At 62.3% G+C, this 12518-nt stretch carries 15 protein-coding genes; 10 read left to right on the top strand and 5 right to left on the bottom strand.

The genetic code is table 11. From position 1 onward, the window contains the following. Window positions 1-52 precede the first annotated feature (52 nt). Window positions 53-412: a winged helix-turn-helix transcriptional regulator gene (locus NVS32_RS05755; RefSeq protein WP_258499025.1), complete on the bottom strand. Its 360-nt coding sequence runs from the start codon at window positions 410-412 to the stop codon at window positions 53-55. A 143-nt stretch (window positions 413-555) separates the two neighbouring features. Between NVS32_RS05755 and NVS32_RS05750 the strand changes: the two genes are divergently transcribed. Beyond that, window positions 556-1203: an NAD(P)-dependent oxidoreductase gene (locus NVS32_RS05750; protein WP_258499024.1), complete on the top strand. Its 648-nt coding sequence runs from the start codon at window positions 556-558 to the stop codon at window positions 1201-1203. Between the two features lie 110 nt (window positions 1204-1313). Next, window positions 1314-1847: a flavin reductase family protein gene (locus NVS32_RS05745; protein WP_258499023.1), complete on the top strand. Its 534-nt coding sequence runs from the start codon at window positions 1314-1316 to the stop codon at window positions 1845-1847. Window positions 1848-1961: 114 nt separating this feature from the next. Here the strand turns inward: NVS32_RS05745 and NVS32_RS05740 are convergent, their stop codons facing one another. Next, complete coding sequence (locus tag NVS32_RS05740) at window positions 1962-2261, bottom strand: YhbY family RNA-binding protein (protein ID WP_032111229.1); 300 nt, start codon at window positions 2259-2261, stop codon at window positions 1962-1964. A 362-nt stretch (window positions 2262-2623) separates the two neighbouring features. Beyond that, window positions 2624-3076 carry a MerR family transcriptional regulator gene (locus NVS32_RS05735; protein ID WP_258499022.1) on the bottom strand — a complete coding sequence of 151 codons (453 nt, stop codon included), beginning with the start codon at window positions 3074-3076 and terminating at the stop codon, window positions 2624-2626. A 341-nt stretch (window positions 3077-3417) separates the two neighbouring features. Between NVS32_RS05735 and map the strand changes: the two genes are divergently transcribed. Further along, window positions 3418-4302, top strand: coding sequence for a type I methionyl aminopeptidase (map, locus tag NVS32_RS05730; protein ID WP_258499021.1), 885 nt, complete (start codon window positions 3418-3420; stop codon window positions 4300-4302). A gap of 176 nt (window positions 4303-4478) precedes the next feature. On the opposite strand, the gene NVS32_RS05725 is transcribed toward map, so the two are convergent. Next, complete coding sequence (locus NVS32_RS05725; RefSeq protein WP_258499020.1) at window positions 4479-5222, bottom strand: carboxymuconolactone decarboxylase family protein; 744 nt, start codon at window positions 5220-5222, stop codon at window positions 4479-4481. Between the two features lie 113 nt (window positions 5223-5335). Here NVS32_RS05725 and NVS32_RS05720 point away from each other — a divergent pair, with 113 nt between their 5' ends. The 5 genes from NVS32_RS05720 (at window position 5336) to NVS32_RS05700 (ending at window position 10127) form a co-directional block, all read left to right on the top strand. Beyond that, the gene (locus NVS32_RS05720) at window positions 5336-6244 is read left to right on the top strand and encodes a LysR family transcriptional regulator (protein WP_258499019.1); all 909 of its coding nucleotides are present in this window, start codon (window positions 5336-5338) and stop codon (window positions 6242-6244) included. Window positions 6245-6485: 241 nt separating this feature from the next. Continuing rightward, a complete protein-coding gene (locus tag NVS32_RS05715; protein ID WP_258499018.1) occupies window positions 6486-7055 on the top strand; it encodes a DUF2798 domain-containing protein in 570 nt (189 codons plus the stop codon). A gap of 132 nt (window positions 7056-7187) precedes the next feature. Continuing rightward, the gene (locus tag NVS32_RS05710) at window positions 7188-8297 is read left to right on the top strand and encodes a hypothetical protein (protein ID WP_258499017.1); all 1110 of its coding nucleotides are present in this window, start codon (window positions 7188-7190) and stop codon (window positions 8295-8297) included. Between the two features lie 224 nt (window positions 8298-8521). After that, window positions 8522-9655, top strand: coding sequence for an MFS transporter (locus NVS32_RS05705; protein WP_258499016.1), 1134 nt, complete (start codon window positions 8522-8524; stop codon window positions 9653-9655). Between the two features lie 100 nt (window positions 9656-9755). Next, complete coding sequence (locus NVS32_RS05700; protein ID WP_258499015.1) at window positions 9756-10127, top strand: VOC family protein; 372 nt, start codon at window positions 9756-9758, stop codon at window positions 10125-10127. Window positions 10128-10274: 147 nt separating this feature from the next. On the opposite strand, the gene NVS32_RS05695 is transcribed toward NVS32_RS05700, so the two are convergent. Continuing rightward, on the bottom strand, window positions 10275-11063 hold the full coding sequence (locus NVS32_RS05695) for a DeoR/GlpR family DNA-binding transcription regulator (protein WP_258499014.1): 789 nt from the start codon (window positions 11061-11063) through the stop codon (window positions 10275-10277). Window positions 11064-11346: 283 nt separating this feature from the next. Between NVS32_RS05695 and NVS32_RS05690 the strand changes: the two genes are divergently transcribed. Continuing rightward, window positions 11347-12051, top strand: coding sequence for a transaldolase (locus tag NVS32_RS05690; RefSeq protein WP_258499013.1), 705 nt, complete (start codon window positions 11347-11349; stop codon window positions 12049-12051). A gap of 9 nt (window positions 12052-12060) precedes the next feature. After that, complete coding sequence (locus NVS32_RS05685) at window positions 12061-12510, top strand: PTS sugar transporter subunit IIA (RefSeq protein ID WP_258499012.1); 450 nt, start codon at window positions 12061-12063, stop codon at window positions 12508-12510. Window positions 12511-12518: the final 8 nt, after the last annotated feature.

Genomic DNA, 12518 nt, shown 5'->3' with positions numbered 1-12518 from the left:
TGCTGAGCGTACCTCTCGTCGTAGCTGTTAGGGAGGGTCTGGCTGTGCCGTGCTACTCCATTATCGGCGTGCCGTCTGACAGGTGGCGCTTGTACTTGGTGCCCCAGTCTCGCAGCGAGTCCAGCACGGGCTGGAGGCTTCTGCCCAGCGGCGTGAGCGAGTACTCCACGCGCGGCGGGACCTCGGCGAACACCTCGCGGTGCACGAGACCTGCCTCCTCCATGGTGCGCAGCTGGCTGGTGAGCACCTTCTGCGAGATGTGGCCTACCGAGCGGCGCAGTTCGCCAAAGCGCTTGGTGCTCTCCATGAGGTCGCGCAGGATGAGAACCTCCCACTTGTTGCCTATGAGCGTGAGCGTGGTCTCTACCGGGCATGCCGGCAATCTGCTGAGCAACTCTTCGTTTTGCGACATGCCTGGTATCCTCCAATAGTTACTCGTAGGTACTTACAGCACTTTAACGGGCTTACTTTCAAATATGCACTAATGCCCGTAATGTTGCAAGTGTCAAAAGGGCGGCGGCGCCGGGCCGACGCCAGAACCGAAAGGGGATCACCATGAGCCAGAACAACACCAAGAAGATCGCTGTCGTCGCAGCAAATGGTCGCGTGGGCAGCCTCGTCGTGGCGGAGGCCGTGCGTCGCGGGTTTGACGTCACTGCCATCGCCCGAAGCGATAACCGCACGCAGGCGCAGCACTTCCTCCAGGGCGACGCCCTGACGATTGTTCGTGAGCAGCTCGAGGGGTTTGACGCCGTGGTCGACGCCGTGGGCGGTTGGACCGAGGACACGCTTCACCTTGTTCCCGACGCCGTGGCACATCTCGCCGACGTTCTTGCGGGCACCAATGTGCGTCTGGTGGTCGTGGGCGGCGCCGGGTCGCTCTTCGTGAACCCCGAGCACTCCGTGACCCTTGCGCAGACGCCGGACTTCCCGGACGCCTTCAAGGACGTGGCAGCGGCGGCGCAGAAGTCCCTCGACTACCTGCGTACCCGCGACGACGTGCGTTGGACGTACGTCTCGCCTGCGGCGGACTTCCAGGCGGAGGGCGAGCGCACCGGTGCGTACACCCTCGCCGGCGAGGAGCTCACGCTCAACGAGAAGGGCGAGTCGGTTATCTCGTACGCCGATTACGCCATTGCGATGGTGGACGAGATCGAGTCGGGCGAGCACATCCGCGAGCGCATCTCGGTTGTGAGCAAGTAGAGGCCAACGGCGCCCGAGAAGCAATTTCCTAAGCGCCTGGGTACAACTGTGACAGTTCCGAGTTGTCCCCGGGCGCCCTGGCGTGGGACTTTCAGAAGTGGAGTGATTGCATGGGCGAGAAGATCGACGTGCTCGAGCACGCGGGCGAGATTCTACCTGCCGTCAACAAGGGAGTGCTGCTTACCAGCGCGGCAAATGGGAAGGCCAACACCATGACCATCTCGTGGGGAATGCTGGGTGTGGAGTGGGCGCGTCCGGTGTTCGTGACCTTTGTGCGCGAGGGTCGCTTCACCCGCACGCTGCTGGACGAGACGGGCGAGTTCACCATTGGAATCCCGGGGGAGGGGTTCGACCGCAAGATTTTGGGTCGCGCGGGTAGCGTCACCGGCCGCGATATCGACAAGATTGCCGAGCTGGGGCTGCACACGGTGAAGTCCCAGGTTGTCTCCGTGCCAGCAATCGCTGAGGCCGTCATCACCCTTGAGTGCCGCGTGGTGTACCGTCAGCCCCAGGACCGCAACGCCCTGCCGGCAGGCATCCTTGACCGTTTCTATCCACAGGACGTTCCCAGCACCAACTGCGACGCCAACCGCGACATGCACATTGCCTACTACGGCGAGGTTGTTGCTGCATACACGATGTAGCAACGAGACGTCCGTCGCATATGCGACGCAATAGTTGTCGCATATACGACGAAAGGTCGTCGCGCTTTGTCGCATTCCTTCGTTGGGGCTGCCCCCAGAGCGCAGAGCCGAGCTCTACACCAGCTGGATGTGCTCGATGTCCTCGCGCTGGGACGTGCGGTAGAGCACGAACTTGTGGCCGATTACCTGGACGACCTCGGCGTGCGTGGGGCGCGCGAGTGCAATGGCAGCCTCGCGGGTGTCCATGCCCGAGGTGCCCTGGACCGAGCACTTGACGAGCTCGTTTGCCTCGAGCGCCGAGTCGGTCTGGCGCACGACGGCGTCCGTGATGCCGGCCTTGCCAACGCCGATGGTCGCCTCGAGTCGGTTGGCCATGCTGCGGAGCTGGCGAATCTGACGGCCGGTGAGTTCCATGGTTCCTCCTGTGTGGAAGCGCGGGGCTTCGAAGCACGCGGCTTCGGTGCGCGGGCTTCTCGCTTTTGATAACGGTATGGCAGGTTACCACGCGCGGGCGCCGCAACGCTGCGGCACCAGCGTTTCCCCTTGAAGCGTGCACGTTGCGGCTTAGCGGTGGGGCCGAGAGGGCGATGACCGCATGCGTTCTGCTCGTCTTCTCTTAAGACGCGGATTCCGAATGGTTAGCCTGGTCTAAATGGTGAAACTGCGCGGCTTACCAGCGGTGCCGCTGATATTGGACGGTTAACCCGGCTTAAACGTTCGGATTTTTCCTAACTGGCGAGAATCCGCGGCTACGGCGACCGAAGGTCTTCATGCCGCTAGGCGTTCTCGTCCGTCTTGCTGTGCGCAGCGTCCCAGAGGCGGCGACCATCCTCGGGGAGCCCCTCGGGCAGGTTGGCCGCAAAGTCTTCGTTGCCCTGCTCGCAGGCCTTGCCGTAGTACCAGCACTTCCAGCTGAGCATCGCGCGCGTGCGCTCTAGCTCGGCAATCTTTTTGTCCACCTCGTGCCGCTGCTCGCGGAAGAGCTCCAGCCGGTCGGCGTACGTGCTGGGCCCCTCCTGGCACCAGTCCATGAACTTCTTGATGTCGCGAATTTCCAGCCCGGAGCGCTTCAGACACTCGATTACGCGCAGCGCTTCCAGCTGCTCCTCGTCGAAGCGGCGGGTACCCGACGTGCGCGCCAGCCCGGGGAGAAGCCCCATCTTGTCGTAGTAGCGCAGCGTCGATACAGGCAGGTCGAACATCTGCGACACCTGGCCAATGGTGTACATGCGGTGCCTCCCGAGATAGATATGAACCTAAAGTCAGGTATATATACCTTACAATGCTCTCCGAGTGCTTACAAACTTGCGTCCGCTTCTTTCCGACGCTGCTCGTGGGGTCATGTCGCTACCAACCAACGCGAATGTCCCCGATTGGGCAGGGCAGCATGGTTTACGACGTTATGACTAAGCTTTTTCACCAGCTGCGTGTCGGGCGCCTTGGTGGCCCGGTCATCCACCCTCGAAACGGTGTGATTAGATTCGTCTAACTTGCAATCCCGGTTCCGGTAGGCGCTCTACGAGGGTATCGTTGAAACGTTAGCCAAGCTCGACCCGATGGGAGAATCGCCATGTTTGACAAGCTGCCCGTTCCTGGGCGCAACGACCCCTGCTGGTGCGGGAGCGGCCGCAAGTACAAGAAGTGCCACGGCCCGGCGGACGAGCGCATGGAGCGCCTGTACCTCGACGGCGAGGAGGTCCTGCCCCGCTCGCTCCTCAAGACCGCCGCGGACATCGAGGGCATCAAGGCGTCGGCCGCCGTCAACATGGGCGTCCTTGACTACGTTGGCGAGCACATTGCCGCGGGCGTCTCGACCATGGACATCAACCGCTGGGTCGAGGAGTACCTCTCGGCGCACGATGCGGTCTCGGCCGACCTCAACTTCGAGGGCTATCCCTACAGCGTGTGCACTTCGATCAACGACGTCATCTGCCACGGGTTCCCCAACGAGAAGGACATCCTTCAGGACGGCGACATCATTAACGTTGACATGTCCACCATCAAGGGTGGGTACTTCTCGGACTCCAGCCGCATGTACTGCATTGGCGAGGTGTCTGACGAGCGCCGTCGTCTGGTAGAGACGTGCAAGAAGTCCGTCGAGGCGGGCCTTGCCGCCGTGCGACCCTGGGGTCACCTGGGCGACGTAGGCGCGGCCGTGAACGAGCTCTGCCGCGAGGCCGGCTTCACGGTGGTCGAGGAGTACGGCGGCCACGGCATTGGGCGCGAGTTCCACGAGGACCCGTTTGTGAGCTTTGTCTCTGAGAAGGGCACCGGCCCCATCCTGGTGCCTGGCATGTGCTTTACCATCGAGCCCATGGTCAACGCCGGTGCACCCGACATCACGACCGACAAGGACAACGGCTGGATCGTGCGGACGGCTGACGGCTCGGACTCCGCGCAGTGGGAGGTCCAGCTGGTGGTCACCGAGGACGGCTACGAGCTGCTGTCCTGGTAGCGAGTGGCTCCGGCGGTTGTTGCCTAGCACAAAGTCGCCGGAAGCCCGCTTTTTGCGAGAGTTGCATCCAATGTTGCCCCTCCGGCGACAAATCGTCTCCGGAGGGGCCATTCTTGCAGGCTTTGCAGCGGAAACCGTGCCTCCGGCGACTCGCGCGGAGCGGGAGCCGCCAGCGCCTATGCCAGTTGCGCGTACGCCTCGTCCGTGACGGGCTCGAGCCACTCGGCGCTGGCTCCCTCGGCGGGCACGGCAAGCGCGATGTGCTGGAACCACGAGTCGCGCGCGGCACCGTGCCAGTGCTTGACCTCGGGCGGAATGCTCACCACGTCGCCAGGGTGAAGCTCCTGCGCCGGCTTGCCCCACTCCTGGTACCAGCCGCGACCAGCCACGCAGATGAGCACCTGGCCACCTTTGTGGTGCACGTGCCAGTTGTTGCGGCAGCCCGGCTCGAAGGTCACGTTGTCCGCACCCAGCTGCGGGTCTCCAAGCGGCGCGAGCCAGCTGCGCCCGATGAAGTACTGGGCATAGGCGTCGTTGGGCTCGCCCATGGGGAAGATGTCCGAGAGCCCCTGTGGCTCATCGACGCTGGTGGCGCCGACCTGCTCGTCCTCGCCCCAGACCTCCTTGATCATGCGGAAAACGGCCCAGCCCTTGGGCCAGCCACAGTACATGGCCGCGTGCGTCACCACGGCCACAATCTCGTCTCGACTCACACCGTGAGCCTTGGCGTTTGCCAGGTGGTGCGCCAGCGATGCGTTGGTGATTCCCGAGGCCATGAGCGTGGTCACGGTCACGATGCACTTGGTCTTGATGTCGATGGCCTCCTGGTCCCATACCTCCCCAAACAGCACGTCGTCGTTGAGGTGCGCAAAGAGTGGGGCGATGGTGCCCAGCTGGTCTCTGCCTGCGGTCTGCTTCATGGTGCCCTCCTTAGTTTTTCTACCAATGATGCAGCCGTACAGGCGAGAAGTACAATGCCGCTATGGGTTCTTGCCATGCACAAAGTGCATTGCTGGGAGAGGGGTGCGTCCGTATGAACACCGACCAGGTACGCCACTTTGTTGCCGTTGCCCGCACAGGTTCGGTGACGGCCGCCGCGCGCGAGCAGCACATCTCCCAGCCGGCGCTCAGCCGCTCAATCCAGCACCTTGAGGAGGATCTTGGCGTGTCGCTCTTCGACCGAGGCAAGAACTCGCTTGCGCTCAACCGCGTGGGACGCGAGCTGCTGCCGCACGCCGAGGAGCTTCTCGCCGCCGAGAGGCGCATGCGCCAGTCGTCTCTCGACGCATCGCGGCGCGAGCGTGTGCTGCGCGTGGGGACCATCGCGCCGGCGCCGCTGTGGTACCTCACGTCGCTCATCGTGGAGCGCATGCCCGGCGCGCTCGTGAGTTCCGAGATGGTGGGCGACGAGGCAGATGCCGAGCGCGCCCTCTTCGACTCCCTTATCGACCTGGCCATTTGCACACGAGAGGCATCGGGCATGCGCAGCGTGCTCCTCATGCGCGAGAGCCTGTACCTCTCGGCGCCAAAGGACCACCCGCTGGCACAGCGCGAGAGCGTGAGCTTTGAGGACCTCGATGGCGAGACGTTCCTGCTCTTTGGGGGCATCGGCTTCTGGGGCGACATGCACCGTCGCACCACCCCGCACGCGCACATGGTGGTGCAGGAGGACCGCGAGGTCTGGCGCCAGCTCATGCGCACCACCCGCATGCTGGGCTTCTCGTCCGACGCGCCCGTGCTCGTGCGTCCGGACGTTGCCGGCGCCGGCGCGAGTGATGATGACCAGGTCGAGCGGGTCTTTGTTCCCATCCGTGACCCGGAGGCACATGCCACCTTCTACCTGTGCGTACGCGAGGATGCCTATGCGGATGGCGGCCTGGTGCGCTCGGTGATTGACCTGGTCGAGGGCCTGGGCGAGGGTGTGCCGGGTGTACGGGCCTAGGGCGACGGGCCTTATCGTCGTCTCTCTTGCCACGTGTTGATTTTGTCGTGCCGCGCTGCGTGCGTGCTATGGTCTTCCTTGCGTGTAGCGCAAAGCCGCCGCGAGCCGGATGCCCAACAATGCCATCCTCCGCGGCGAAAAGGTGTAGTCAGCAAAGCGTGCGGTTGCCCCTTGGTGGGCGGCCGCACGCTTTTTTCGTGTGCCGCGAGCTCAGGGCAGGCGCGGCGGAGAGGAGCAAGGCATGCCTAAGACCAAGGCACAGGGAGTCATCTTTGGGATTCTCATGTCCATCACCATGGCCTACGGGATGGAGGTCTACAACGTGGCATGGAAGATGGGAATCCCCACCATGCCCGGCGGCTTCTCCAACATGACCAACGACGTGTTCCTTAGCGCTCTGGTCGAGGCCTCGTACATGTGGCTCTTCGTGTTCTTGTTCTCGAACCTCTGGGGCACGCGCGGCGGCGCGGCGCTGGCGGCACGTCTCACCAACCCCAAGTGCGACAGCACCTTTATCCAGGGCACCATTCGCTCGTGCTGCACCGTCCTCATCATGTGCCCCACGATGAGCCTGGTTGCGAGCATCCTCTTCAACGTGATTCTTGCGGGCATGCCCGTAGCGCAGCTCCCCGCCATCTGGGTGGGGACGCTCATCAAGAACTTCCCGATGGCGCTCCTGTGGAACCTCTTTGCGGCTGGCCCCATCTCGCGCCTGGTGTTTGCCAAGTGCTTCTCGCACGTGGGTGAGTCCAAGGCCGAGAAGGACGCGGATGCGACGCCGCTGCAAGCCGAGTCTGGCACCGAGATGTAGCCGTCGGCGACGCCCGCGAAGGGCGTCGCTTTTTGGCTACGGGTACGTACCGTGTGATTTCCTTACACTTCCCTTTCACGCGACTATCCTTTTTTGTGTTGGGGTGAATGCGCGCAAAGGGGAGGTGCGCTTGTGAGAAGACTTGGCGTTTCGGTTGCCGCCGTCATGCTTGCGGCCTCTCTTGCCGGCTGCGGCCAGAGCCCCGCAAACGATTCCTCTCAGGTAGGCGCGGACGAGGAGAGTACCCAGCAGGCTGAGGGGGACGTCTCGTACGTGGACAACTTCGGCTGGCGCTTCTACCCCGGCACCAGCGACGATGACACGCGCGAGATTGTCTGCTGGGGCGACAGCATGACCCAGGGCGTGGGCGCCGACGATGACCCCGGGGCGCTTGTCTCGCTTGCGGACGGAGAGCTCTACGACACGAGCTGCCAGTCATACCCCCAGGTGCTCTCGCAGCTCACAGGGCTCGACACGTACAACTTTGGCGTTGCTGGCGCAACCTCGGAGGAGATTGCCGTCATGCAGGGCGCCCTCCCGTGGGCAACGCTCGACAACGACGGCGCGGACGCAACCAGCGACGCTGACGACAAAGGCGAAAACGACGATCCGGATCCGGACGCGGATGCGGACGAGGACGCGCCCGCGGACGAGGACGCGCCCGCGGACGAGGGCGAGCAACCCATCAGCCACATAGACCCCGAGGTCGTTGACGAGGGCGAGGAGCACACGGGCGACATCCTCGTGCTTGAGATGGGAAGCAACGGCGGCTGGGATGGCGACTACCAGGTCCTCATCGACCAGTACCGCGCGATGATCGATCGTTCCGGCTGCGACGACTATCTCATCTTGGGTGACACCGATGACCCGGGCTCTTCCGTTGGTGACACAAGCCAGGTCCCCTTCACGGATGACTACGCACCGCGCGAGACCAGCTGGGAGACGGCGCTTCGCGAGGCCTTTGGCGACCACTTCATCAACATGCGCGTCTTTCTCATCAAGCACGGGCTCGAGATCTCGGGCCTCACGCCAACTCCAGAGGACGTGGCGGATGCGCGCCTGGGGTGCATTTCGAAGCAGCTGCGCTCGGACTGGACCCACCTTAACGCGCGTGGCTACTTTGCCAAGGCAGTCGCCGTCTACCAGCGCGGAATCAAGCTCGGGTACTGGTCCCCCGGCGCGGGGAGCATCGACGTCCCCAAGCCGCAACGCTCCCAGGGGCAGGCCGAGGGGCAGGGCTAACGCTGGTGCCCCCGTCCGAGTCTGCGCTTCTCGGCTATACTGCACTACGTCAATGAGCTGCCGTACGGCGTAAGTCCAATTGATGGCTACGCCGTCCAGCCGTGACGTATCCGCGCGCTGCGCACGATCGATTCCTGCTGGACGGTCACTTCAACCCGTCTAGGAGGGATCTTTTTGACAGAAGCAACATCTGCTGCCGCCAAGGGCAAGGGCGAGCCCAAGCTGTGGACGCGCGCGAGCTGGTTCTTATCATCCTGGTGAACCTGTGCGTCTTCACAAACCACATCATGAGCCTCTCGACCTTCCCGTTCTACATCCAGAGCCTTGGCGGCACCGAGGCCGTGGCGGGCATCTGCGTGGCGGCCTTCTCGTTTGTGGCCGTGATTATCAGGCCGTTTGTGGGCTGGTGGCTCGACAATGGCGTTCGTAGGGCAGCGCTTGTTGCCGGCCTTGTCCTCATGGGCCTGGCGCCGCTGGGCTATGTGTTTGTCCCCGTGCTGTCCGTGGCGATTGCCATCCGCATGGTGCATGGCGTTGGCCTGTCGTTCTCCAACTCGACCACCGCTACCGTGGCGTCCGACGTGATCTGCCGTCCACGCTTTGCCGAGGGCATGGGCTACTTTGGTATGGCGACGGCGCTGGGGCTCTCGCTCATGGAGGGCTTTGGCTTCAACGTGCTTTACGCTGTGGCCGCCGCCATCGCGGGCCTTGGCCTGGTGCTCTTTGCCTTTGTGCGCGCGCCCAAGGTCGACGTTCCCAAGAAGAAGCTTGACCTGCGCACCATCATCAACCGTGACTCGCTGCCTGCCACGGTGACCATGCTCATCTTCATGTTCACCTTTGGTGCGCTCGAGAACTTCGTGGCGATCTTTGCCTCCGAGGCCTCGCTGCCTTCGGGCTCGATCTACTTTCTCGTGATGTCCGCGATGCTGCTTCTGGTGCGCATTACGCTGGGCAAGCTGGTTGACCAGCGGGGTGAGGCGTTCTTCGTCTACTCCTGCAACGCAGCCATGCTCGTGGCGTTCCTGCTTTTGGCATTTGTGCCCAACGCCGTGACGTATATCCTCTCGGCAGTGCTCGCGGGCTACGCCTTTGGCGGCCTCGAGCCGTCGCTGCAGTCGATGGCGGTGCACACCTCGACCGTAGAGACGCGCGGCTCGGCCAACTCGACCTTCCTCTGCGGCTACGACATTGGCTACGGCCTGGGCGGAGGCATTGCAGGCTCGCTCATCACGGGGCTGGGCTACTCGGCCATGTGGTCGATTGTTTCTCTCGCCTGCGTGCTGAGCGTGATTGTCTACGTGACGTGGGCGCGCCATTCCGACACGTCGTTCAGCAAGATGCTCGCCGGCCGATAGTGGCCGAGCGGCGCTTCTCGCTGGTATCCTGAACCCAGTGCACGTGACGTGGGCGGACGCGGGCCGGTGCTCGCGTCCGCGTTTTTCTAGGGAGGCAACCATGAAGGCAAAGTTCGTTCATCGCTGCACGCACGTCCTGGACAAGGAGAAGACCATTGCGTTCTACGAGAAGGCGCTTGGCTTCCACGTGGTGAGGGAGTCCGGCCCGGACGACGGCTCCTGGACAAACACGTTCATGGAGAACGACGCTTCGCCGTTCCAGCTGGAGCTCACGTGGAACCGCGGGCGCACTGAGCCCTACGCCAATGGCGGCGATGACACCCACATTGCGTTTGAGGTCGACGACTACGATGCCTTCCACCGTCTGCATGAGGAGATGGGCTGCATCGTCTTCGAGAACCACGCGATGGGGCTCTACTTCATTGCCGACCCCGAGGGCCAGTGGATCGAGATTATCCCCGCGAAAGCGTAGGGACCGCGGCGCATGAGACAAAGGGACAGTCCCTTTGTCTCATTTTGGCGCCACAGGGTGCGCTTTGACAGCAAGTGCGTACGAAACCCTCGCTGTGGCGCCGATCTGGCACCGCAGCGAGGGTTTCTGCAGGCGGCGCGCCATGAGTCAGCTGGCAATCACTAGCTGCGGTGCGTGCTTGGAACGGTCAACTGACTTGACAAGGTAGCCTTCGGGGTCTTCGTCCGTGATGACATAGTCAAAGTCATCCATGGTTGAGAAGCGATAGAAACTTGTTCGCCCAAGCTTGCTCGAGTCGAGCATCATCACGCTCTGGCGGGAGTTTGCGATGTAGGCGCGCTTGATGGTCGTGCTGAAGTCGTGCTCGACCGTAAACCCGTGGTCGTGGTGAAATCCGTCACAGCTCAGGAACGCCTTGTCGGCATAGAGCTTTGACATTGCGTCGAGCGTCATGGCGCCCGCCAGGTACAGGTGCTCCTTTCGCACCTTTCCCCCGAGGAGCATGACCTCTGCGCCAGGAAGATTGAAGCTCGCAAAGTGCGCAATCGAGAGATCTCCGGTGATGATGGTGATGCCCTTCTTGTCCTCAAGCTGACGCACAAACTGGTATGCAGTGGTGCCAATGTCGGCGATAATAACGTCTCCGTCTTCGACGAGCCCCGCAGCCGCATGCGCGATGCGGTCCTTTGCCGCGACATTGAAGTTGATTCGCTCCTCCGGGTAGCTCATGAGCATGGTGCGAGCGAGAGAGACCGCGCCGCCGCGAACGCGTCGAACCTTCCCGGCGGATTCAAGGGCAATGAGGTCGTGACGTACCGTTACGTCTGATACCCCAAACCTCTTCTGCACGTCAGAGACTGCGATGCTGGGGTTGCTGTCAAGCCACTCGAGAATAAACGACTGTCGATCTGCGGGAGATGATTCCTCGGAGGACACCTGCTGCCATCCCTTTCGAAAACCGGTGCGCTTGCTTGCGGAAAGCACTCTTCTGCTCATCATAAGGTTCCGATTTCGAAACTAAAACGTTTATCTCGGCGGTTTTTATGCCCTAAGCCGTTTGCAGGTAAAAATCAGCCGTTTACAGAATCATACAAGGTCAATCGACCATATAGTCTCCACGTGTGTACACTACCTCCATGTAAATGAAGTTCAGAACATAAGTAATTTACTTATGAACATAAATCTGAACTTTATGAATCCTTTCGTGGAGGGCGGAGGAATGAGCATCAAGGTATTTGCAGACGGCGCCAACATCGAGGGCATGCTTGACATGTACCGTGAGGGGAATGTCCAGGGGTTCACGACCAACCCCTCACTCATGAAGAAGGGTGGGGTCACGGATTACCGTGCCTTCGCCAAGGAGGTTCTCTCCCAGATCAAGGATTTGCCCGTCTCGTTCGAGGTCTTTGCCGATGATTTCGAGGGCATGGAGGCCGAGGCGCGTGAAATCGCAACGTGGGCTGAGAACGTCTACGTGAAGATTCCCGCGCTCAACACCAAGGGCGAGTCCACTAAGGATCTGGTGCGCAAGCTCTCGCATGATGGCATCAAGATCAATGTCACGACCCTCTTCACCAACGAGCAGATCTCCGACTTCATCGAAGCCGTCTCTCCCGACGTGCCGTCGATCATCTCCATCTTTGCCGGTCGCATCGCCGACACCGGCGTCGATCCCCTGCCGGTGGTTGCGGACGCCGTGAAGCTCGCTGCCCCCAAGCCCCAGTGCGAGATCCTCTGGGCAAGCACGCGCGAGCTGCTTAACATCTTCCAGGCCGAGTCGGTGGGCTGCCAGATCATCACCGTGCAGAACTCTATCCTCGCCAAGCGCAAGAACGTGGGCAAGGACCTCTTCGAGTACTCGCTCGACACCGTGCGTGGCTTCAACAAGGACGCCCAGGCCCTGGGCTTCCACATCCTGCCGTAGGTGATGGGGATGCTCAAGGATCTGCTCACCCCCGATGCGATTCGTTGCCACGTCCACGCGATGGACTGGCGCGACGCGGTTACCCAGGCGGGGGCGCTGCTCGAGGCCGCCGGGAAGTGCGACCACAGCTACACCGAGTCGATGATTGCCTCCATCGAGAAGTTCGGGCCATACGTGGTGCTCGAGGAGGGCGTGGCAATGCCTCACGCCCAGTCCAACGGTAACGTTTCCGAGGAGGGCATCTGCATCCTCACGCTCGACGAGCCCGTGAGGTTTGGCCACGACGAGTACGACCCGGTGAGCGTGCTTATCGGCATCTGCGCTCCCAACCCCCGCGAGCACCTCGACTGCCTGGCTGAGCTGGCGAAGATCTTCGACGACGAGGACGCCATCCCTAAGCTCGCGGCCTGTGCGACCCCGGAAGACGTCATCGCCACGATGGACTCGTTCTTCGAGTAGGGCTTGGC

Origin of the sequence: Tractidigestivibacter montrealensis (assembly GCF_024741235.1) — a bacterium.
Classification (GTDB): domain Bacteria; phylum Actinomycetota; class Coriobacteriia; order Coriobacteriales; family Atopobiaceae; genus Tractidigestivibacter; species Tractidigestivibacter montrealensis.
This window is presented reverse-complemented; position numbering and strand designations above follow the sequence as displayed.

What these genes read in the sequence shown, in the direction of transcription:
- NVS32_RS05755 (WP_258499025.1), bottom strand. Translation starts at nt 412, where the DNA reads ATGTCGCAAAACGAAGAGTTGCTCAGCAGATTGCCGGCATGCCCGGTA.
- NVS32_RS05750 (WP_258499024.1), top strand. Translation starts at nt 556, where the DNA reads ATGAGCCAGAACAACACCAAGAAGATCGCTGTCGTCGCAGCAAATGGT.
- NVS32_RS05745 (WP_258499023.1), top strand. Translation starts at nt 1,314, where the DNA reads ATGGGCGAGAAGATCGACGTGCTCGAGCACGCGGGCGAGATTCTACCT.
- NVS32_RS05740 (WP_032111229.1), bottom strand. Translation starts at nt 2,261, where the DNA reads ATGGAACTCACCGGCCGTCAGATTCGCCAGCTCCGCAGCATGGCCAAC.
- NVS32_RS05735 (WP_258499022.1), bottom strand. Translation starts at nt 3,076, where the DNA reads ATGTACACCATTGGCCAGGTGTCGCAGATGTTCGACCTGCCTGTATCG.
- map (WP_258499021.1), top strand. Translation starts at nt 3,418, where the DNA reads ATGTTTGACAAGCTGCCCGTTCCTGGGCGCAACGACCCCTGCTGGTGC.
- NVS32_RS05725 (WP_258499020.1), bottom strand. Translation starts at nt 5,222, where the DNA reads ATGAAGCAGACCGCAGGCAGAGACCAGCTGGGCACCATCGCCCCACTC.
- NVS32_RS05720 (WP_258499019.1), top strand. Translation starts at nt 5,336, where the DNA reads ATGAACACCGACCAGGTACGCCACTTTGTTGCCGTTGCCCGCACAGGT.
- NVS32_RS05715 (WP_258499018.1), top strand. Translation starts at nt 6,486, where the DNA reads ATGCCTAAGACCAAGGCACAGGGAGTCATCTTTGGGATTCTCATGTCC.
- NVS32_RS05700 (WP_258499015.1), top strand. Translation starts at nt 9,756, where the DNA reads ATGAAGGCAAAGTTCGTTCATCGCTGCACGCACGTCCTGGACAAGGAG.
- NVS32_RS05690 (WP_258499013.1), top strand. Translation starts at nt 11,347, where the DNA reads ATGAGCATCAAGGTATTTGCAGACGGCGCCAACATCGAGGGCATGCTT.
- NVS32_RS05685 (WP_258499012.1), top strand. Translation starts at nt 12,061, where the DNA reads ATGCTCAAGGATCTGCTCACCCCCGATGCGATTCGTTGCCACGTCCAC.